19 protein-coding genes are annotated in these 19,481 nt (G+C 67.7%); 4 read left to right on the top strand and 15 right to left on the bottom strand.

The window, feature by feature from the left end:
* Positions 1–2: 2 nt before the first annotated feature.
* Positions 3–2,798 (bottom strand): phosphoenolpyruvate carboxylase, encoded by a 2,796-nt coding sequence (gene ppc, locus BST42_RS16195; RefSeq protein WP_083120340.1) that lies wholly within the window; start codon positions 2,796–2,798, stop codon positions 3–5.
* A 130-nt stretch (positions 2,799–2,928) separates the two neighbouring features.
* Between ppc and BST42_RS16190 the strand changes: the two genes are divergently transcribed.
* Complete coding sequence (locus tag BST42_RS16190) at positions 2,929–4,272, top strand: HNH endonuclease signature motif containing protein (protein WP_083120339.1); 1,344 nt, start codon at positions 2,929–2,931, stop codon at positions 4,270–4,272.
* Here the strand turns inward: BST42_RS16190 and BST42_RS16185 are convergent.
* Entirely contained in the window at positions 4,214–4,696 is a 483-nt protein-coding gene (locus tag BST42_RS16185; RefSeq protein WP_083120338.1) for a MarR family winged helix-turn-helix transcriptional regulator, read from the bottom strand. The two genes, BST42_RS16190 and BST42_RS16185, sit on opposite strands and share 59 nt — an antisense overlap.
* A 197-nt stretch (positions 4,697–4,893) precedes the next feature.
* Between BST42_RS16185 and BST42_RS16180 the strand changes: the two genes are divergently transcribed.
* Positions 4,894–5,709, top strand: coding sequence for a quinone oxidoreductase family protein (locus tag BST42_RS16180; protein ID WP_237159468.1), 816 nt, complete (start codon positions 4,894–4,896; stop codon positions 5,707–5,709).
* 20 nt (positions 5,710–5,729) lie between these two features.
* Here BST42_RS16180 and secG read toward each other — a convergent pair whose 3' ends face one another.
* From secG to BST42_RS16155, 5 genes are read right to left on the bottom strand one after another with little or no spacing between them, the layout of a single operon-like run.
* Positions 5,730–5,963, bottom strand: coding sequence for a preprotein translocase subunit SecG (secG, locus tag BST42_RS16175; RefSeq protein ID WP_036337899.1), 234 nt, complete (start codon positions 5,961–5,963; stop codon positions 5,730–5,732).
* Between the two features lie 42 nt (positions 5,964–6,005).
* The gene (gene tpiA / locus BST42_RS16170; protein ID WP_083120336.1) at positions 6,006–6,791 is read right to left on the bottom strand and encodes a triose-phosphate isomerase; all 786 of its coding nucleotides are present in this window, start codon (positions 6,789–6,791) and stop codon (positions 6,006–6,008) included.
* Between the two features lie 7 nt (positions 6,792–6,798).
* Complete coding sequence (locus tag BST42_RS16165) at positions 6,799–8,007, bottom strand: phosphoglycerate kinase (protein WP_083120335.1); 1,209 nt, start codon at positions 8,005–8,007, stop codon at positions 6,799–6,801.
* Between the two features lie 6 nt (positions 8,008–8,013).
* The gene (gene gap / locus BST42_RS16160) at positions 8,014–9,036 is read right to left on the bottom strand and encodes a type I glyceraldehyde-3-phosphate dehydrogenase (protein ID WP_036337908.1); all 1,023 of its coding nucleotides are present in this window, start codon (positions 9,034–9,036) and stop codon (positions 8,014–8,016) included.
* 49 nt (positions 9,037–9,085) lie between these two features.
* On the bottom strand, positions 9,086–9,835 hold the full coding sequence (locus BST42_RS16155) for an ABC transporter substrate-binding protein (RefSeq protein ID WP_083120334.1): 750 nt from the start codon (positions 9,833–9,835) through the stop codon (positions 9,086–9,088).
* A 269-nt stretch (positions 9,836–10,104) separates the two neighbouring features.
* On the opposite strand from BST42_RS16155, the gene BST42_RS16150 reads away from it, so the two are divergent.
* On the top strand, positions 10,105–10,770 hold the full coding sequence (locus tag BST42_RS16150; protein WP_083120515.1) for an MOSC domain-containing protein: 666 nt from the start codon (positions 10,105–10,107) through the stop codon (positions 10,768–10,770).
* Here BST42_RS16150 and whiA read toward each other — a convergent pair.
* The 4 genes from whiA to uvrC are packed head-to-tail and all read right to left on the bottom strand — an operon-like array spanning position 10,767 to position 15,725.
* Positions 10,767–11,744, bottom strand: coding sequence for a DNA-binding protein WhiA (gene whiA / locus BST42_RS16145; protein ID WP_102808025.1), 978 nt, complete (start codon positions 11,742–11,744; stop codon positions 10,767–10,769). The two genes, BST42_RS16150 and whiA, sit on opposite strands and share 4 nt — an antisense overlap.
* A complete protein-coding gene (gene yvcK, locus BST42_RS16140) occupies positions 11,741–12,802 on the bottom strand; it encodes a uridine diphosphate-N-acetylglucosamine-binding protein YvcK (protein ID WP_083120333.1) in 1,062 nt (353 codons plus the stop codon). Before yvcK ends, whiA begins: the two co-directional genes overlap by 4 nt.
* Entirely contained in the window at positions 12,799–13,716 is a 918-nt protein-coding gene (gene rapZ, locus BST42_RS16135) for an RNase adapter RapZ (protein ID WP_083120332.1), read from the bottom strand. Before rapZ ends, yvcK begins: the two co-directional genes overlap by 4 nt.
* Positions 13,713–15,725, bottom strand: a complete 2,013-nt coding sequence (uvrC, locus tag BST42_RS16130) for an excinuclease ABC subunit UvrC (RefSeq protein WP_083120514.1) — start codon at positions 15,723–15,725, stop codon at positions 13,713–13,715. The genes rapZ and uvrC overlap by 4 nt, the downstream gene beginning before the upstream one ends.
* 46 nt (positions 15,726–15,771) lie before the next feature.
* On the opposite strand from uvrC, the gene BST42_RS16125 reads away from it, so the two are divergent.
* Positions 15,772–16,236 (top strand): GNAT family N-acetyltransferase, encoded by a 465-nt coding sequence (locus BST42_RS16125; RefSeq protein ID WP_083120513.1) that lies wholly within the window; start codon positions 15,772–15,774, stop codon positions 16,234–16,236.
* Here BST42_RS16125 and BST42_RS16120 read toward each other — a convergent pair.
* The 4 genes from BST42_RS16120 to BST42_RS16105 form a co-directional block, all read right to left on the bottom strand.
* Entirely contained in the window at positions 16,223–16,687 is a 465-nt protein-coding gene (locus tag BST42_RS16120) for a PH domain-containing protein (protein ID WP_083120331.1), read from the bottom strand. The two genes, BST42_RS16125 and BST42_RS16120, sit on opposite strands and share 14 nt — an antisense overlap.
* Positions 16,684–17,163, bottom strand: a complete 480-nt coding sequence (gene ribH / locus BST42_RS16115) for a 6,7-dimethyl-8-ribityllumazine synthase (RefSeq protein WP_083120330.1) — start codon at positions 17,161–17,163, stop codon at positions 16,684–16,686. Before ribH ends, BST42_RS16120 begins: the two co-directional genes overlap by 4 nt.
* A 2-nt stretch (positions 17,164–17,165) precedes the next feature.
* Entirely contained in the window at positions 17,166–18,437 is a 1,272-nt protein-coding gene (locus BST42_RS16110) for a bifunctional 3,4-dihydroxy-2-butanone-4-phosphate synthase/GTP cyclohydrolase II (RefSeq protein ID WP_083120329.1), read from the bottom strand.
* Between the two features lie 411 nt (positions 18,438–18,848).
* On the bottom strand, positions 18,849–19,070 hold the full coding sequence (locus BST42_RS16105; RefSeq protein ID WP_083120328.1) for a hypothetical protein: 222 nt from the start codon (positions 19,068–19,070) through the stop codon (positions 18,849–18,851).
* Between the last annotated feature and the right edge of the window lie 411 nt (positions 19,071–19,481).

Below are 19,481 nucleotides of genomic sequence, written 5' to 3'. Positions count from 1 at the left end.
GGCTAACCGCTGTTGCGCAGCGCCGACGCCAACCCACTCATGGTGAGCAGGATCCCGCGCTGGATCAGCTCGTCCTCGTCTCCGGACCGGTAGCGGCGTAACAGCTCGACCTGTAGGTGGTTGAGCGGCTCCAGGTAGGGGAAGCGGTTGAACACCGACCGCGCCAGCGCCGGGTTGTCGGCGAGCAGGTCGTCGTGGCCGGTGATCAGCTGATGGATCCGCAGCGTGCGGCCGTGCTCGGCGACGATCTTGTCGAACACCCGGGCACGGAGTTCCTCGTCGTCGACCAGCTCGGAATACCGCGCGGCCAGGCCCATGTCGGCCTTGGCCAGCACCTGCGCCATATTGGAAAGCACGGTGGCGAAGAACGGCCACTTCTTATAGAGCTCCTGCAGCACCTCGAGTCCGCCGTCGTTTTCGGCGATCCACTCCTCGACTGCGGTGCCCGTGCCATACCAACCGGGCAGCATCACCCGGGACTGGCTCCAGGCCAGCACCCACGGGATTGCCCGCAGGTCCGAGATCGACGTGGTGGGTTTGCGCGAGGTCGGCCTGCTCCCGATATTGAGTGAGCCAATCTCGCCGACCGGTGTCGAGGCTTTGAAGTACTCGACGAAACCCGGTGTCTCGTGGACTAATTCGGCGTAGGCACGCTGAGCCCGGGCAGCGAGATCATCGAGCACCGCATACGCCTGCTCGGCGAGGTCGCCGAGTCCCTCGGTGTCGAGCAGCGTCGACTCCAGTGTGGCGGCCAGCAGCGTCTCCAGGTTGCGGTGCGCGATCCGCGGCTCGGCGTACTTGGCCGCGATCACCTCGCCCTGCTCCGTCAGCCGCAGCGAGCCGTTCACCGCACCCGGCGGCTGGGCCAGGATCGCATCGTAGCTCGGGCCGCCACCACGGCCGACGGTGCCACCGCGACCGTGGAAGAGCCGCAACCGAATTCCGGTCTTGCGGGCCGATTCCACCAGATCCAGTTCGGCCCGGTAGAGCGCCCAGTTCGCGGCCAAATACCCGCCGTCCTTGTTGGAGTCGGAGTAGCCCAGCATCACCTCCTGGCTCTCGCCGCGAGCGTGCACCATCGCGCGGTAGAGCGGCAGGTCCAGCACCGACTCCAGGATCGACGCGCCGCGCTGCAGGTCGTCGATCGTCTCGAACAACGGCACGATCCCGACCGGCGCGTACACGTCGTCGCCCGAAACATCGAGCAGCCCAGCCTCTTTGAGCAGGATCGCGGCTTCCAGCATGTCGGAGACCGATTGGCACATCGAGATGATGTAGTTGGGTACGGCTTCGGGGCCGAACACGCGGACCGCGCGGGCGGCGGCGAAGACGATGTCGAGTTCCTTGCGGGCCAGCTCGGAGACCTCGGAGTCGTCACGGACCAGCGGGCGGCGGGTTGCGAGCTCGGCGGCCAGCACCTCGACTCGCTCCGGCTCGGACAGCGACGCGTAGTCCGGATGCACCCCGGCCCAGGACAGCAGTTCGGCGATGACCTCTTCGTGCACCTCTGAGTTCTGCCGCATGTCCAGGCTGGACAAGTGAAACCCGAAGACATCCACTGCTTCTCGCAACCTGGCCAGCCGGTCGTCGGCCAGCAGTGTGCTGCCGTTGGCGCGCAGTGATGCGTCGATGGTGTTCAGGTCGGCGAGCAGCTCGTCGGGTGTCTCGTACGGCTCGAGCCCCAGATCGAGGGTATGTGCGGGCTCGCGATCGAGGATGCTCTGGCCGGTCGCGGTGAGTCGGGCATGCACCACCCGCAGCGCCCGCCGGTAGGGCTCGTCCATCCGGGCCGGCTCGTCGCAGGCGTCGGCCAGAGCGACGAGAGCGTCGGTGGTCTTCACCAGCCGCGCGGACATCGACAATTCCTGCTCGAGCTTGTTGAGCTCGGCGAAATAATGGCCCAGCGCGGTGAAGGCGGCGCTGCCGGTGGCCAGCCGAACCACATCGGCCGTGACGTTCGGGTTTCCGTCGCGATCGCCACCGATCCAGGAGCCCGGCCGCAGGATCGGCTCGGGCAGCAGGTCGGCGTCGGGCCAGCGGGTGCGCAGCGCCTCGCGAACCCCGGCATTCACCTTCGGGATCACCTCGAAGAACGCCGCCGGGTAGTACCGCAGGCCGACTTCAATCTCATCCTGAATCTTCAAGCGAGACAACCGGATCAGTGCGGTCTGCCACAGCGTGAGGATCTGCCTGCGCAGTTCGGTTTCGACAGGTTGGCCGTCTTCGGTCTCGTCCTGACCGTGTAGCCGCGTCCGCATCAGCTGAGTAATGCGGTGCTGGGTGTCGAAGACTGTGCGCCTGCGGGTCTCAGTCGGGTGGGCGGTGATGACCGGCGCCACCAATGCGCCGGTGAGCGCCTTCTGCACGGTTTCGGCGTCCAGCTGCGCGGCGTCGAGCTTCTCGTACGTGGCCGCCAGAGTGCTGTTCTGCGGCGCTTCTCCGGCGGCGACGTGGATCGCGCGGCGCCGTTCGCGGTGGATGTCCTCGGCGACGTTGGCCAGCAGGGCGAAGTGGCTGAACGCGCGGATCACCGGAATGGCCCGGTGGACGTCGATGCCGTCGAACAGCTGGGCCAGCTCGGACCGGTCGATCTCTGAGCGGCGCACCCGGAAGGACTCGACGCGGGCTTTCTCGACGAGGTCGAACACCTCGTCGCCGTTCTGCTCGCGCACGGTATCCCCGAGGATGGCACCGAGCAGGCGGATGTCTTCGCGCATCGGCTCGGTGGCCTCCCGCCCGACCTGGGTGCGCTGTACTGCGCCGATCGGTTCCAGGGACACGTCGGAAGCTTCAGCCATCTCCTCAGTATTCCGGTGTCCGCTAGGCCGTGCAGGGCGTGGGGTCGTGGCGTTGTCCACAGACCCGACTTCATCCACAGGTTGCCGTTTCACATCTCGCTGTCGAACAATTGTTCGATAGCGTGGTTTCATGTCCGCCGAGCCCCTGACCGCCCACGCGGTGCATGACCGGGTTCGCGCCGAGCTCGATGCCGTCGACGCCGCGTATGGCCGGCTCCGGTCGATCTGTACCGATCTGGCGGGCAACGCCTTTCGCATCGAGGTGGCCGAGCGCCTGGAGGGCCAGAACCGAGTGAACCGCGGGCTGTCCTACCGGATGTTCGGTGAGATCGCCGAACCGGTTGACGGCTCGTCGTTGCCTGCCGGAGTGAAAGTCCGCGACGTTCTGGCCAGTCGGCTGCGCCTGACGGCCGGGGAGGTCAAGCGGCGGTTCGCGCTGGCAGGTCGGTTGCGGCCGCGTCGATCGCTGACCGGTCCGACGCTACCGCCGGAGTTGCCGGTGTTGGCTGCCGCGGTCGAGGCCGGCAACCTCGGCGACGACCACATCTCGGCGGTGTGCCATGCGCTCGACCGGCTGCCGTCGTTCGTCAGGCCCGCCGATCGGGACGCCGCGGAACGTGCACTGGTTCGCCGCGCGCGAGAACAGGATTCGAAGTTCGTCGCGGCGATCGGAGTCGAGATCGCCGATTGCCTGAATCCCGACGGCACGTTCACCGACGAGGATCGGGCCCGACGCCGCGGGCTGCGGCTGGGCCGGCAGGGCCCCGATGGGATGAGCCGACTCTCCGGCTGGGTGGACCCGGAGGGCCGCGCCTACATCGAAGCGGTGGCTGCCGCGGTCCGGCCGGGTCGCCATCTCCCCGACGGCGCCGACGGACGCGACAACCGAAGCCCGGAGCAGCGCTGCCACGACGGAATCACGCTCGGCCTCAAGGCGGCTGTGTCATCAGGGGCGTTGGGGCAGCATCGCGGACTGCCGGTGACCGTGATCGTGACGACCACGCTGGGCGAGTTGGAACAGGCGGCAGGCTGGGCCCGGACCGGCGGAACTGGCCGACTCCCGATGCGCGATGTCATCCGGATGGCCGGCGAAGCGGTGCACTACCTGGCGGTGTTCGAGGATCACTCGGCGCGGCCGCTGTACCTCGGCCGAGCCAAACGCCTTGCGACTGCGGACCATCGGATCATCTGCCACGCCCGCGACCGCGGGTGCACCAAACCGGACTGTTTCGAGCCGGGATACCACTGCGAGGTACATCACGCGCTGGAGTGGAGCGCCGGCGGCCCGACCGACGCCGACAACTTGTATTTCGGCTGCCCGTGCGACCACGCGATGGCAACCGACGGAACATACACGACCCGTGTCACCGAGGACGGCCGGATCGCGTGGAGCGATGGCACCGGCCCCCCGCGTGTCAACGACGCGCACCACCCGGAACGGTTGCTGCGCGAGGACGACGGGGGGTCGGAATGACGGGCGGAGCCGGGTCCAACATCCCCGACAGCAGGTCGGCCAACCGCTTTTGCTCGGCGGCGGTGAGCCGGCTGGTCATCGGCGCCAGCATGTCAGCGACCGTGCCGGCGAGCGCCTCGCCGAGTCGCTGCCCGGTGGCGGTCAGGGTGACATGCACGGAGCGTCCGTCCTGGCGGCTGGTCATCCGCTTGGCCAGACCCCGGCGCACGGCACGGTCGATCAGCCCGCTGACCGACGATCGTTCCAGGCCCAGGTACTCGGCGAGCTGCGCCATGGTCGGCTCCCGGTCGCGCAGGATGGCGAGCGCCCGCAGCTGGGTCAGCGACAGGTCATTGTCGGCGGCAACCCGGTTCAGCACCGCAGTCACCGCGAACGAGGTGCGCACCAGGTCTTCGAGCAACGTTTCTGAGATATCGCCCGGCATTGCCCTAGCGTACCGCATTAGTTCGTATTACCATCTAATTTTAGTTCGTAATACCAACTATTTTGGAGGATGCCGTGTACGCAGCGGTTGTCACAGACTTCGCGAAACCACCTGTCTATCAAGAGTTTCCGCAGGCGACTGCGAGCGCAGATACCGATATCGTCGTCGATGTCCTCGCGGCGGGCTTGCATCCATTGGTGCGATCCCGGGCCAGCGGGGCGCATTACACCAGCACCGGTGCGCTGCCTGTGGTGCCCGGGGTCGACGGTGTCGGCCGCGGCTCCGATGGCACGTTGCGCTACTTCGTGGTGGCCACCGAGCTCGGCGCGATGGCCGAGCAGACTGTCATCGACGCACGGCGCAGTGTCGTACTGCCCGACGACGCCGATCCGGTCGCGATTGCCGCGGCCATGAACCCGGCCATGTCGTCCTGGGTGGCGCTGCGCCGCCGCGCCCGGATGCAGCCGGGCCAGACCGTCGTGATCCTGGGCGCGGCCGGAACCGCCGGGCGCCTGGCGGTCCAGGCCGCCAAACATCTTGGGGCGGACGCGGTGATCGGCGTCGGCCGGGACCGCCGACAGCTGGCGACGCTGCCCGACCTGGGTGCCGACGATGTGATCGCACTGGACGAGTTGGCCGGCAATCTCGACCGGGTGGCCGGCGCAGACATCGTGCTCGATTACATCTGGGGTCCGCCCGCCGCCGAGCTGATGGCCGGTTTCGCACGCAGCCGCCACGACACGGCACAGCCGCTGACGTGGGTTCAGATCGGTTCGATGGCCGGCGCAGGAGCCGACATCCAGTCGGCCGCCCTGCGATCCATGCCGCTGCAGATCGTCGGCAGCGGTATCGGCTCAGTGCCGGTCGCCGACATCATTTCGGAGTTACCGCAACTGGCGGAATTGATCTGCACAGGCACCCTGCGAACGCAGGCGCGCGCGGTCCCGCTTGCGGAGGTCGAACAGGTGTGGCCGCAGCCCGAGAACGGTCAGCGGCTCGTCTTTACAACCTGACGCGTCACGCCCTGAACGGACTAGCTGTACTTGATCTGCAGCGCCATACCGATGATGGACACCACCCAGATACCGGTGACGAACAGCGTGAGGCGGTCGAGGTTCTTCTCCACGACGGTCGACCCGGACAGGCTGGACTGCACACCACCGCCGAACAGCGTCGACAGGCCGCCACCCTTGGCGCGGTGCAGGAGCACCAGGAGCACCACCAGGACGCTGGTGGTGACCAGGATGATCTGCAGAGTCAAAACCATGGCGACCAGACTACCTGGTCGGGGCCGTCATCACGGCATCGGTCACGGGAGGGGCCCGCCCGCGGCGATCGCCGACAGGGTGGCGAACTGTTCTCCATCCAGCGACGCCCCACCGACCAGCGCACCGTCGACGTCCTGCTGAGCGACGATCTCACCGACGTTCTTGGCGTTCACCGAGCCGCCGTAGAGCACCCGGACACCTCCGGCCGCCTCCGGCGAAGCCAGGTTTCCCAACTCGGCCCGGATCGCGGCGCACACCTCCTGCGCGTCGGCCGCGCTGGCCACCCGGCCGGTGCCGATCGCCCACACCGGTTCGTAGGCGATGACGACGCCGGCCAGCTGCTCCTTGGAGAGCCCGGCCAGCGAGCCGCGCAGCGAGTTCACGCAGAAGTCGACGTGGCCGCCACCCTCGCGGACCTCGAGCTGCTCGCCGATGCACACGATCGGCGTCAGTCCGTGCCGGAACGCCGCGGCCGCCTTTTCGGCGACCACCGCGTCGTCCTCGTGGTGATAGGTACGTCGCTCGGAATGCCCGACCACCACGAACGTGCACCCGAGCTTGGCCAGGAACGCACCGCTGATGTCGCCGGTGTAGGCGCCCGAGTCGTGCTGCGACACGTCCTGCGCACCGTAGGTCAGCCGCAGCTTGTCGCCGTCGACCAAGGTCTGCACGCTGCGCAGATCGGTGAACGGCGGGATCACCGTCACGTCGACCTTGTCGAAGTACTTGTCGGGCAACGAGAACGCGATCTTCTGGACCAGAGCGATGGCCTCGAAGTGGTTGAGGTTCATCTTCCAGTTGCCCGCGATCAGCGGTTTACGGGACACAGGACTCCTAGTTCAAAACTTCGATGCCGGGCAGTGTTTTGCCCTCAAGGTATTCCAGCGATGCGCCGCCGCCGGTCGAAATGTGCGAGAAACCGTCCTCCGGCAGACCGAGTTGGCGCACCGCGGCCGCCGAATCACCACCGCCGACGACGCTGAACGCGCCCTTGCCGGTGGCGGCGACGATGGCCTCGGCCACACCCTTGGTCCCCGCGGCGAACGCCGGGAACTCGAACACGCCCATCGGTCCGTTCCAGAAGATGGTGCGGGCGTTCGACAGCAGCTTGGTGAACCGCTTGACCGACTCCGGTCCGATGTCCAGGCCCATCTTGTCGGCCGGGATGCTGTCCGCCCACACGGTTTCCGCAGGCGAGTCGGCCGCGAACTTCTCCGCGACCACGATGTCCACCGGCAGGTGGATCACGTCACCGTAGGTCTCCAGCAGCTGGCGGCAGGTCTCGATCATCTCCTCTTGCAGCAGCGAGGTACCCACCGAAACACCTTGCGCGGCAAGGAAGGTGAAGCACATACCGCCGCCGATGACGATGCTGTCCGCCTTGGTCGCCAGGTTCTCGATGACGGCGAGCTTGTCCGACACCTTCGACCCGCCGAGCACCACGGCATACGGCCGCTCGCTCGAGCTGGTCAGCTGCTCCAGCACCTTGACCTCGGCGGCCACCAGCGTGCCCGCATAGTGCGGCAGCAGCGTGGCCACGTCGTACACCGACGCCTGCTTGCGGTGCACGACACCGAAGCCGTCGGAGACGAAAGCGCCGTCCTCGCCGACCAATTCGACGAGCGCCTTGGCCAGCGCCAGCCGTTCGCTGTCGTCCTTGCTGGTCTCACGCGGATCGAACCGGATGTTCTCCAGCAGCAGGACATCGCCGTCGGTGAGTCCCTCGGCGCGGGCGAGGGCATCGGTGCCGACCACGTCGCCGGCCAGCTGGACGTGCCTGCCCAGCCGCTCCGACAGCGCGGTGGCCACCGGCGCCAGCGAGAACGCCGGATCCACACCACCTTTGGGTCGGCCGAGGTGAGCGGTCACGATGACCTTCGCCCCGGCGTCGGCCAGCGCCTTCAGCGTCGGGACCGACGCGATGATGCGACCGGGATCAGTGATCTTCCCACCGTCGAGCGGGACGTTCAGGTCGGAGCGCACGAGAACGCCCCGACCCGAAACACCCTCGGCCAGCAGGTCGTCGAGTGTTTGGACAGCCATGGTGCGTTACAGCGACTTGCCGACCAGCGCGACCAGGTCGACCAGGCGGTTGGAGTAACCCCACTCGTTGTCGTACCACGACACGACCTTGGCCTGATTGTCGATCACCTTGGTCAGACCCGAGTCGAAGATCGAGCTGTGCGGGTCGGTGACGATGTCGCTGGACACGATCGGCGCGTCGTAGTACTTGAGAATGCCCTTGAGCTTGCCGTCGGCGGCAGCCTTCATCGCGGCGTTGATATCGGCAGCACTCGCCGACTTGCTCAGCTCAGCCGTCAGGTCGGTCACCGACCCGGTGGGGATCGGCACCCGCAGCGCGTAGCCGTCCAGCTTGCCCTTGAGCTCCGGCAGAACCAGGCCGATCGCCTTGGCGGCACCGGTCGAGGTCGGCACGATGTTCAGCGCGGCCGCCCGAGCACGGCGCAGGTCGCTGTGCGGGCCGTCCTGCAGGTTCTGATCCTGGGTGTAGGCGTGGATCGTCGTCATCAGGCCCTTGACGATGCCGAACTCATCGTTGAGGACCTTGGCCAGCGGGCCGAGGCAGTTCGTGGTGCACGACGCGTTGGAGATGATGTTCTGGCTACCGTCGTACTTGTCGTCGTTGACGCCCAGCACGATCGTGATGTCCTCGTCGGTGGCCGGCGCGGAGATGATGACCTTCTTGGCGCCCGCATCGAGGTGGCCCTGCGCCTTGTCACGCTTGGTGAAGATGCCGGTGGACTCGACGACGATGTCGACGCCGAGGTCGCCCCACGGCAGTTCAGCCGGGCCGGCCTTGACCTCGAGGGCCTTGATCTTGGTGTCGCCGACGACGATGGTGTCCTCGCCCTCGAGGCTCACGTCGTAGGGCAGCCGGCCCAGGATCGAGTCGAATTTCAGCAGGTGCGCGAGCGTCGCGTTGTCGGTCAGATCGTTGACCGCGATGATCTCGATATCCGCGTTCTTGCCCTGCGCCTTCTGCGCGTCGAGAGCCCGGAAGAAGTTGCGTCCGATGCGGCCGAAGCCGTTAACGCCAACCCGGATGGTCACGTTGTCTCCTCTAGTAGCTTCTCAGTACCCGCCCAGCCTAGTGGCCTGCTCACCGCCGTGCGCGACCGCCTGGAACCTCAGGAGATCCGGGCCCGCTCTGGTCGGCGCGCGGTGAGCCGGTCCACCGCTCCCGGATCGTCGGCAACGTCCCGTCTTCCTCGAGAGCGGCCTGCGCGACGTTGATCCGGCCCAGCAACGCGGTGTCGGTGGTCGGTACCGCGATCGCGATCTTCTCGGTGGTGATGCCGCGCTGGATGACGGCCACGCCCGGTGTCGCCTCGGCCAGCCGGGTCAGTACCGGGTCCAGTTTCATGAATGCGTCGCACCGCCCGGTGGACAGATCCCGCAGCGCGGCGCGGATGCTTCCGTAGTCGTAGACCCGGACCCGGGCGACCTTGCCGTCGGCCAGCAGCCGGTTGGCGATCGGCTGGCTGGTATTGCCCTGCTGCACGCCGAGGGTCAGGCCGTCGAGATCGTCGATCGATGTGACATCGGGCAGCCGGGTGGCGTCGACGGCGAGCGCCTGACCGGAGATCAGGTACGGGTCGCAGAACGCGGCCTTCAGTGCGCGGGACCCGGTGATGGTGGTGCCGGCGGCGACGCAGTCGAACTCGCCGGAGTCCAGCGCGTCGAAGATGCCGTTGAAGTCGTGGCCCTGGTAGCGGATGAACTCGATCGACGCGCCGAGCCGCTCGCCGATGGCGGTCATGAGTTCGACGTCCAGACCGGACCTTGTCGGCCCGGCGTCGTTGAACGGTGGGTCGGGAAATGCCGCCCCGACGCGCAACACCTCGCTCATGACATGAACGCTAGTCCCTGGCGTGTCGCGCCCACCGGTGTTCGCCGCCGACGACGGCCGCCCAACCCGGTACCGTTCTCCGTAGCGTCGCGAAACCATAATCGGGACAGAGCCTTTCGGCGGTGGCATCGGTCGACCCGTCGTCGGCGATCAGGATCTCGTCGGACCGAATGAGAATTCTGACTACCCGGTCAGACGAACGGCGTTGCGTTCGAGTCGGTTCGACTACCCGCCCCGCTGGAATGCCGCCCCGCCATTACCCTGTGGTGGTGGCAAGTGTGTTGTCGGTCAATCTGGCCCGCGTCCGCGCGAATCCCGACAAGCCGGCGAGGCGGACCGGCATCGACAAGGCGGCGACGTCTGACGCGGTGATGGTCCGCGCGCCGGGGCCGATGCGCGGCGGCCTGGGCAGCGGCCTGGTCGGGGACACGATCGGCAACCAGAAGCTGCACGGGGGCGACGACCAAGCCGTCTACGTCTATGCCCGCGAGGACCTCGACGACTGGGCTGCCCGCCTCGAGCGCCCGCTGACCGACGGGATGTTCGGCGAAAACCTGACCACGTCCGGAGTCGATGTCACGAATGCACTCATCGGCGAACGCTGGCGGATCGGGACCGACGGACTGCTGCTCGAAGTCTCGGCGCCGCGCACCCCGTGTCGCACGTTCTCGGCATTCCTCGACATCGGCGGCTGGATCAAGACATTCACCGACGCCGGCAAGCCCGGGGCCTACCTACGGGTGATCTCCCCGGGGACCGTGCGTGCGGGAGACGCGATCGTCGTCGAGGACAAACCCGATCACGACGTGACGATCGCCCTGGTGTTCCGCGCCCGGATGACCGACCCCAGCCTGCTCCCCCGACTGCGGGCCGCCGACGCGCTGTCCGACGAACTCAAGGCCTACGCGGCTAAAAGAGCGGCCAAGTCGATTTAAGCGTCTTCCAGCAGATCGGGCGTCACAGCCGACTCGGTGTCCGGGATACCGTCCTGCTTGGCTTTGCGGTCGGCCATCGACAACAGACGCCGAATACGCCCGGCCACAGCATCTTTGGTCATCGGCGGGTCGGCGAGCCGGCCCAGTTCCTCCAGCGACGCCTGCCGGTGTTCGACCCGGAGCTTGCCCGCCGCCGCCAGGTGGTCGGGCACCGTGTCGGCGAGGATCTCCAACGCCCGCTCCACGCGAGCCGCTGCGGCGACCGCGGCGCGCGCCGAGCGGCGCAGGTTCGCGTCATCGAAATTGGCCAGCCGGTTCGCGGTGGCGCGCACCTCGCGGCGCATCCGCCGTTCCTCCCACGTGAGCCGGGTGTCCTGGGCGCCCATCCGGGTCAACAACGCACCGATGGCCTCGCCGTCGCGCACCACGACCCGGTCGGTGCCCCGCACCTCCCGCGCCTTCGCGCTGACTCCGAGCCGCCGGGCCGCACCCACCAGAGCCAGCGCGGCTTCCGGTCCGGGACAACTGACTTCGAGCGCCGACGACCGCCCCGGCTCGGTCAGCGAGCCATGCGCGAGGAACGCACCCCGCCACGCCGCCTCGGCGTCGCCGACGCTGCCGCCGACCACCTGCGCGGGCAGGCCGCGCACCGGCCGGCCACGCATGTCCAGCAGACCTGTCTGACGCGCCAGCGCCTCACCGTCCTTGGCGACCCGCACCAGATACCGGGTGCTCTTGCGGATGCCGCTGGCCGACAGCACGTGCACCACCGCGTTGTAGCCGTACAGGTCGTAGATGTCCTTGCGCAGCCGCCGGGCGATGATGCCCAGGTCCACCTCGGCTTCGACCACGACTCGGCCCGACACGATGTGCAGGCCACCGGCGAATCGCAACAGCGAGGCCACCTCGGCCCGGCGTGCGCTCACGGAATTGACGGCCAGCCGGCTGAGTTCGTCCTTCACCTCGGCAGTCATCGCCACAGGTCGTCACCTCTCGGTCCGTTGCCAGTCGGGTCCTGCACCCCATCCCCCTGTCGCCCTCCGCCGGCCTGCACGGATGCAGCAGGTGGAGGGGAAGGCGGCGCGGTCTCCGAATTTCGGGTGCGCACACCGTCAAGCGCTGCAGCCAGCTTGGCCGGGTCATGTAAAGGTGTACCAGGTCTGGTCACGTCGGCAAACTGAACTGAAGCTTCCAGCAGGCTTGCGGTACGGCGCAGTTGGTCACGCTCCCGGTCAGACGGGACGCGGGTGGCGTCGACCACGATCTCATGGACCGAGAAGCCCGGCGCATGCTGTGCGAGAACGTGCAGATGCCGTTCGGCGGAGAAGCCCGCGGTCTCCCCCGGCTCGGCGGCCAGATTGAGCACAAGGGCACGACGGGCGGTGGTCGCTGTCAACGCGGCGGCCAGTTCCGGCACCAGCACGTGCGGGATCACGCTGGTGAACCAGGAGCCCGGTCCGAGCACCACCAGGTCGGCGTTCATGATCGCGTCGACGGCCTGGCGGGTGGCCGGCGGGTCGCCGGGCAGCAGACGCACCCGGCGGACCTTGCCCGGCGTCGTCGCGACGGCCACCTGACCGCGGATCACCCGGCTCATCCGGGGATCACCTTCCAGTCCGGCGACGTCGGCTTCGATCTGCAGCGCGATCGGGCACATCGGCAGCACCCGGCCCTTGACGCCGAGGATGCGGCCCAACTCGTCGAGCGCGGCCACCGGATCGGCCAGCAATTCGTTGAGGCCCGCCAGCATCAGGTTGCCGATCGGATGTCCGGCCAGTGCGCCGCTGCCACCGAACCTGTGCTGGATGATGGTGGCCCACAACCGCCCGTGCGGACTATCAGATGCCAACGCCGCCAAGGCCATTCGCAGGTCGCCTGGCGGGATGATGTCGAGCTCGCTACGCAACCGTCCAGAGGAACCACCGTCGTCGGCGACCGTGACCACCGCAGTGACGTGCGGCGTCAACCGGCGTGCCGCGGACAGCGTCGCGTACAGACCATGGCCACCGCCGAGGGCGACGATGCGTGTCATTCGCGACCCAGATCGCGGTGCAGGACGCGAACAGTGAGGTGCTCGTGGTTCTCCAGCAGTCCGGCGAGCGCCTCGGCCATCGCCACACTGCGGTGCTTGCCGCCGGTGCAGCCGATGGCCACGGTCATGTAGCGCTTCCCCTCCCGGCTGTAGCCCTCGACGACCAGCCTCAGCAGCTGATGGTAGGTCTGCAGGAACTCTGCGGCACCGGGTTGGCCAAGGACGTAATCCCGAACCGCCGGGTGCTGGCCCGAGTGCGACCGCAGCTCGTCCACCCAGTGCGGGTTGGGCAGGAAGCGGACGTCCATCACCATGTCGGAGTCCATCGGCAGGCCGTACTTGAACCCGAATGACTCGACCGTGACGCTGGTCTGCGCGACGGTCTGTCCCGCGAAGGCGCGTTCGATGCTCTCGCGCAGGCCGTGCACGGACAGGGTCGAGGTGTCGATGACCAGATCCGCCGACGCCCGCACCGGGGCAAGCATGGCCCGCTCGGCCGCAATCCCTTCGGCCAGCGTTTGGTTGCCCTGCAGCGGATGACTGCGCCGGTTGTTCTCGTAGCGGCGGACCAGGATGTCGTCGGAGGCCTCCATGAACAACACCCGCGGATGGATTCCGCGGGTCACCAGCTCGTTGCGTACCCAGTCCAGATCCCCGGTGAACCCTCGGGACCGGACGTCCATCACCACTGCCAGCTGGGTGATCCGCGATCCGGCGGTGAGGCCGAAGTCCACCATCCGGGCGATGAGTTCGGGCGGCAGATTGTCGGCGACGTACCAGCCCAGGTCTTCGAGCACCTTGGCCGCGGTTCCTCGGCCGGCCCCGGACAGGCCCGTCACCAACACCACGTCGATACCGGAATCCTCGCCGGTGTGGGCGGTGTGCATCTCTTCGTCTGTGCTGTGATCTGTCATCGCGTCGCCTGTTCAGCAGACTGATCCTCGCCGACCGGCTCTCCCGGTGCAGCCGATACCGGTGAATCCACCGTCACGCCTAGCGCTTCCAGCACCGCGGCGGCGGTCGCGGTGCCGATGCCCGGCACGGTGGTGATTTCTTCGACACTGGCCTGACGCAGTCGGGCCAGCGACCCGAAGTGGCTCACCAGCGCCTTGCGCCGGATCTCCCCGAGCCCGGGCACGGAGTCCAGCGCCGAGGCCGTCATCCGCTTCGAACGCTTGCTCCGGTGGTACGCGATGGCGAAGCGGTGGGCTTCGTCGCGGACCCGCTGCAACAGATAGAGCCCTTCACTGTTGCGTGGGAGTATCAGCGGCTCCGGTTCGGCAGGCACCCACACCTCCTCGAGGCGCTTCGCCAGACCGATCACGGCGACATCGGCGACACCGAGGTCGTCGAGCACGGCTTGGGCGGCGTTGACCTGGGGAGCGCCCCCGTCGACGACGTACAGGTTCGGCGGGTATGCGAACTTGCGCGATTTGCCCTCGGGGGCCAGCTCGTCGAGGGGCTGCTGCTGTTCGTGGACGTGTCGGGCGAACCGCCGCCGAGTCACCTCGGCGATCGAGGCGACGTCGTCGGAGCGGCCCTCGCCCGCGGCCTCCCGGATGGCGAAGTGCCGGTAGTCCGACTTGCGCGGCAGACCGTCCTCGAACACCACCATGGAGGCCACCACATCGGTGCCCTGCACATGGCTGATGTCGACGCATTCGATGCGCAGCGGCGCATCGGCCAGGCCGAGCGATTCCTGAATGTTCTGCAGCGCAGCCGATCTGGCGGTGAAGTCGCCTGCGCGCTTGAGCTTGTGCTGCTGCAACGCCTCTTTCGCGTTGCGCTGCACGGTATCGGCCAGCGCTTTCTTGTCACCGCGCCGCGGCACTCGTAGCGCCACCCGCGACCCGCGTAACCCGGAAAGCCAGTCAGCCAGCTCGTCGGCGTTGGGCGGCAGGCAGGGCACCAGCACTTCGCGCGGCACCGGATTGGTGGATTCGTCTGCGGCTTGGTTGGTTTCGAAGCCCAACTCGGCCTGGTCACCGTAGAACTGGGTGAGGAATTGTTCGACCAGCCGCCCTTCGGCCGATTCGCCGGGATCCGAAGGCTTTTCGACGACCCAGCCGCGCTGGCCACGCACCCGGCCGCCCCGGACGTGGAAGACCTGGACGGCGGCCTCCAGATCGTCGTCGGCAAACGCCACGACGTCGGCGTCGGTCCCGTCCCCGAGCACCACAGCCTGCTTCTCCAGCGCCCGCTTGAGCGCGCCGATGTCGTCGCGCAACCGGGCAGCCCGCTCGAAGTTCAATTCGGCGGACGCCGCGTTCATCTCGAGTTCGAGTTCACGGGCGAAGCGGTCGGTCTTGCCGGACAGGAAGTCACAGAAGTCCAGCACGATCTTGCGGTGCTCCTCCGCGCTGACCCGCCCGACGCACGGCGCCGAACACTTGTCGATGTAGCCCAGCAGGCACGGGCGCTCGATCTGGCTGTGCCGCTTGAACACTCCGGCCGAACAGGTGCGGGCGGGAAAGACCCGGGTGAGCAGGTCAAGGGTCTCCCGGATGGCCCAGGCATGCGAATACGGACCGAAGTACCGCACGCCCTTGCGGCGCGGACCGCGGTAAACGAACAGTCGCGGGTACTCCTCGTTGAGCGTCACCGCCAGCACCGGGTAAGACTTGTCGTCGCGGTACCGGACGTTGAACCGCGGGTCGAACTCCTTGATCCAGTTGTATTCCAGCTGCAGGGCTTCGACCTCGGTGTTGACCACCGTCCACTCGACCTTGGCCGCGGTGGTCACCATCTGGCGGGTGCGCGGGTGCAGGGCGGAGATGTCCTGGAAGTACGACGTCAGCCGCGGGCGCAGGCTTTTCGCCTTCCCGACGTAGATCACCCGGCCATGCGGATCGCGGAATCGGTAAACCCCCGGCTCCACCGGAATGGACCCGGGCGCCGGGCGGTATGTCGACGGGTCGGGCACGTCCACAAGGTTAGTCCGAGCGCCGACAGGCACTACCGTCGTGGGCGTGCCAGCAGCGCGCATCACTCGACTCACCGAGTCGGACTGGGAACAGTTCGCCGAACTGAGGCTGCGCGCGCTCACCGAGACGTTCGGGACGACCGACAAGCAATACCTCGCCGAAGCCCGGTTCACCGCGACCGACTGGCGCCGGCGGCTGCGCGACCACGCGCAGTTCGTGGCGATGCTGGACGGCAACCTCGTCGGGATGGTCGCCGCCTATCAGGAGAGCGCTCAGGCGGCGTACGTGTACTCCCTGTGGCTCGAGCCGGCGGCACGCGGACGCGGGCTGGCCCGCAGGCTGGTCGCCGCCGCGGTGGATTGGGCCCGCAGGCGCGGAGTGCGCACCGTCACGCTGCGGATGGCGCCTGACAACGCCGCGGCGCGAAGGGTCTACGAGAGCCTGGGGTTTACCGAGGTGCCGAATTGTGGCGCAACGGGCGAAGTGGTGATGAGACTCACGATGCCGTGAGATCGGGCCGGTAATGGGCCAACTGAGTCCGGAGGGTGTCCATCGCGTGCACCGCGCGTTCGCCGTCTATCGCCTGGATGGCCAGCACCGCGGTGTATTCATAGTCGTCCAGGTCGACCCGGGCCCAGCGGGCGCCCGCCGGGAACGACACCCCCACCACGTCACTCCACGGGATCACCCGCTCGAGCAGGATGTTGCGCACACCGAGACCGGCCGGGCCGATCCGCAGCCGCGGCGTGGCCAGCAGCAGGATCGCGGCGGCCAGGATCACCCCGAGCGCACCCATCGCCACCTGGTCGGCGGTCTGCAGGATCGCCCCGGTGTAGCGGATCTTCAACAGGAAACCGACGACGATCCCGGAGGTCGCGACCACGAACGCCGCGGCGTACGCGACATACGGCGTCACGCGCGGCCGCAGCACGACATCCCAGCGGCTGGTGGTGTCGGTCATGCCCCGCGGAGGTGACGAAGCGTCAACGCGGTCGACAACGCGGCGGCGGCGGCCTGAGCGCCCTTGTCCTCGGCCGAATCAGGCAGACCGGCGCGGTCGAGCGCCTGCTCCTCGGTGTTGGTGGTCAGCACCCCGTTGGCCACCGGGGTCGACTCGTCCAGCGACACCCGGGTCAGGCCCTGGGTGACCGCATCGCAGACGTAGTCGAAATGCGGTGTCTGCCCCCGGATGACGACACCCAGCGCGACGACGGCGTCATGGGTACGCGCGAGTTCCTGTGCGACGACCGGGATTTCGATGGCGCCGAGGACGCGGACGACGGTCGGACTGGGGACCCCGGAGTCGTCGGCCACCTTGCGGGCACCGTCGAGCAGCGCGTTGCAGATCTTCGTGTGCCAGGTGCTGGCCACGATCGCCAGCGACAACTCCGAGGCGTCCATCTCCGGAAGTTCCGGGACGCCGGCGCCTCCGCTCATATCTAGAGAGCCCCGCCGATGTCGCCGGGAACGACCTCGTCGTAGTCGTCGAGGCCGGTCAGGTCATGACCCATGCGGTCGCGCTTGGTCATCAGGTAACGGATGTTCTCGGCGTTGGCACGCACCGGCAGCGGTACCCGCTCGATGATGTGCAGCCCGTAGCCGTCCAGGCCGACCCGCTTGGCCGGATTGTTGGTCAGCAGCCGCATCGAGCGCACTCCGAGGTCGACGAGGATCTGCGCGCCGATCCCGTAGTCGCGTGCGTCGGCAGGCAGGCCGAGCTCGAGGTTGGCGTCGACGGTGTCGGCGCCGGCGTCCTGCAGCTGGTAGGCCTGCAGCTTGTGCATCAGGCCGATGCCCCGCCCCTCGTGGCCGCGCATGTAGAGCACGATTCCGCGGCCCTCGCGCGCGACCATCGCCAGCGCGGCGTCCAGCTGGGGCCCGCAGTCACAGCGCCGCGAGCCGAACACGTCACCGGTCAGGCACTCGGAGTGGACTCGCACCAGCACGTCGTGGCCGTCGTTCTCCGGGCCGCTGATATCACCCTTGACCAGGGCGACGTGCTCCACCTCTTCGTACATGCTGGAGTAGCCGACGGCGCGGAACTCGCCATGACGGGTGGGGATGCGGGCCTCGGCGATGCGCTCGATGTGCTTCTCGTGCTTGCGCCGCCACTCGATCAGATCGGCGATGGAGATCAGGGCCAGGTCGTGCTCGTCGGCGAACACCCGCAGCTCGTCGGTCTGGGCCATCGAGCCGTCGTCCTTCTGGCTGACGATCTCGCAGATCGCGCCCGCAGGCTGCAGACCCGCCAACCGGGCCAGGTCGACAGCGGCTTCGGTGTGGCCGGGACGGCGCAGCACGCCGCCGTCCTTGGCGCGCAACGGCACGACGTGACCGGGCTTGGTGAAGTCCTCCGCAACGCTGCCCGGATCGGCAAGCAACCGCATCGTCGTTGCCCGGTCTGCAGCCGAAATACCGGTTCCCACACCATGTTTGGCGTCGACAGTGACGGTGTAGGCCGTGCCGTGCTTGTCTTGGTTGACCGCGTACATGGGCAGCAGGCCCAGCTTGTCGCAGATCTCGCCGGACAGCGGCACACACAGGTAGCCCGAGGTGTAGCGAACCATGAACGCGACCAACTCCGGCGTCGCCTTCTCGGCGGCGAAGATCAGGTCACCCTCGTTCTCGCGGTCCTCGTCATCGATGACGACGACGGCCTTGCCGGCCGCGATATCGGCGACCGCCCGTTCGACGGTGTCCAGCCTCGTCATCCTTGCCCGCTCACTTCCGCTGTTGTACTACCAGACAGTATGAACCACCTCGGGGGCTCAACTATTGCCCGTCCTGCTCAGCGGCAAGTATCCGCAGGCCAGCCGGGGCGGTGTGACGTACGTGACAGGACGGACCCGCGGACTCTGCGCGACTCGCTGCGGTGGCCAGCGGAGTCGGTCGCCGCAACGTACTCCCCGACGTGTTCACGATTCCGGACACGATCACGGTCACCGACGCCGACCGCAAGCTGATTGGTTCCTGATTCCAGGACCTGGAGCAGTCCCAGCCCGACCAGCCGGTCGCCGACCTGAGCAGCGCGGAACCGGTCTGGGTTCGCCCCTGATTGACGCCGAGCAGGCCGCCTAGGCGCTGGTCGACTGCGAGCTGGCCGCGCTGCCGGTGGTCGACGATCAACGCCGGCTGCTGAGCGGGCTGACCGCCGACGCAGCGGCCGACATCATCGAGACCAAGGCGACCCGCGACAGTGCGGCCCCGAACCTCTCGAGCTGTCGTACCTCTGGGCATCGCCCCTTCGGCTGTGGCGCAGGCGAGTTGTGTGGGACGACGGCCTCCATTTCGTCCTCGAATGCGCACAGCACCGTGCGGGTGTAGGCCTCGGCCTCGAACAACACGAGCAGCTCTGGCCTAGGAAATGTCGACAGTCTCGCTCGGGGTCGGGCCGCAGATCACGGTCACCGTGGGCAGCAGTTGTTCGCCGGCGCCGCATCCACCGCCTACGACAGATATGTTCCGACCGCAGCGGAGCAGCCCGGGGATGGCATCGGGCCCGGCTCAGCGGTATACCTAAATCATTGCGGGACAGTAACTTACGCGCATCTTGAGCGGCTTCCAGCGACCGCGGATGTTGTTCGGTGGCGCGGGGCCAGACGGCCCAGTTGCACAAGAGGGGGACGGGGTTGCGCCAGACGCGAAATGCATAGCCTGGCCGAGTCAACGACGCCGACGACAGCGTTGCGAAAACCGTTGGGAAATAAGATCAACCCGCGTCGGCCGTGCACGCCGCGGCGTGCACGTGCACCCAA

Source organism: Mycolicibacterium rhodesiae, from assembly GCF_002086695.1.
GTDB classification, from domain to species: Bacteria; Actinomycetota; Actinomycetes; order Mycobacteriales; family Mycobacteriaceae; genus Mycobacterium; species Mycobacterium rhodesiae.
The sequence above is the reverse complement of the archived record's forward strand: the minus strand, read 5'-3'. Positions and strand labels throughout refer to the sequence as shown.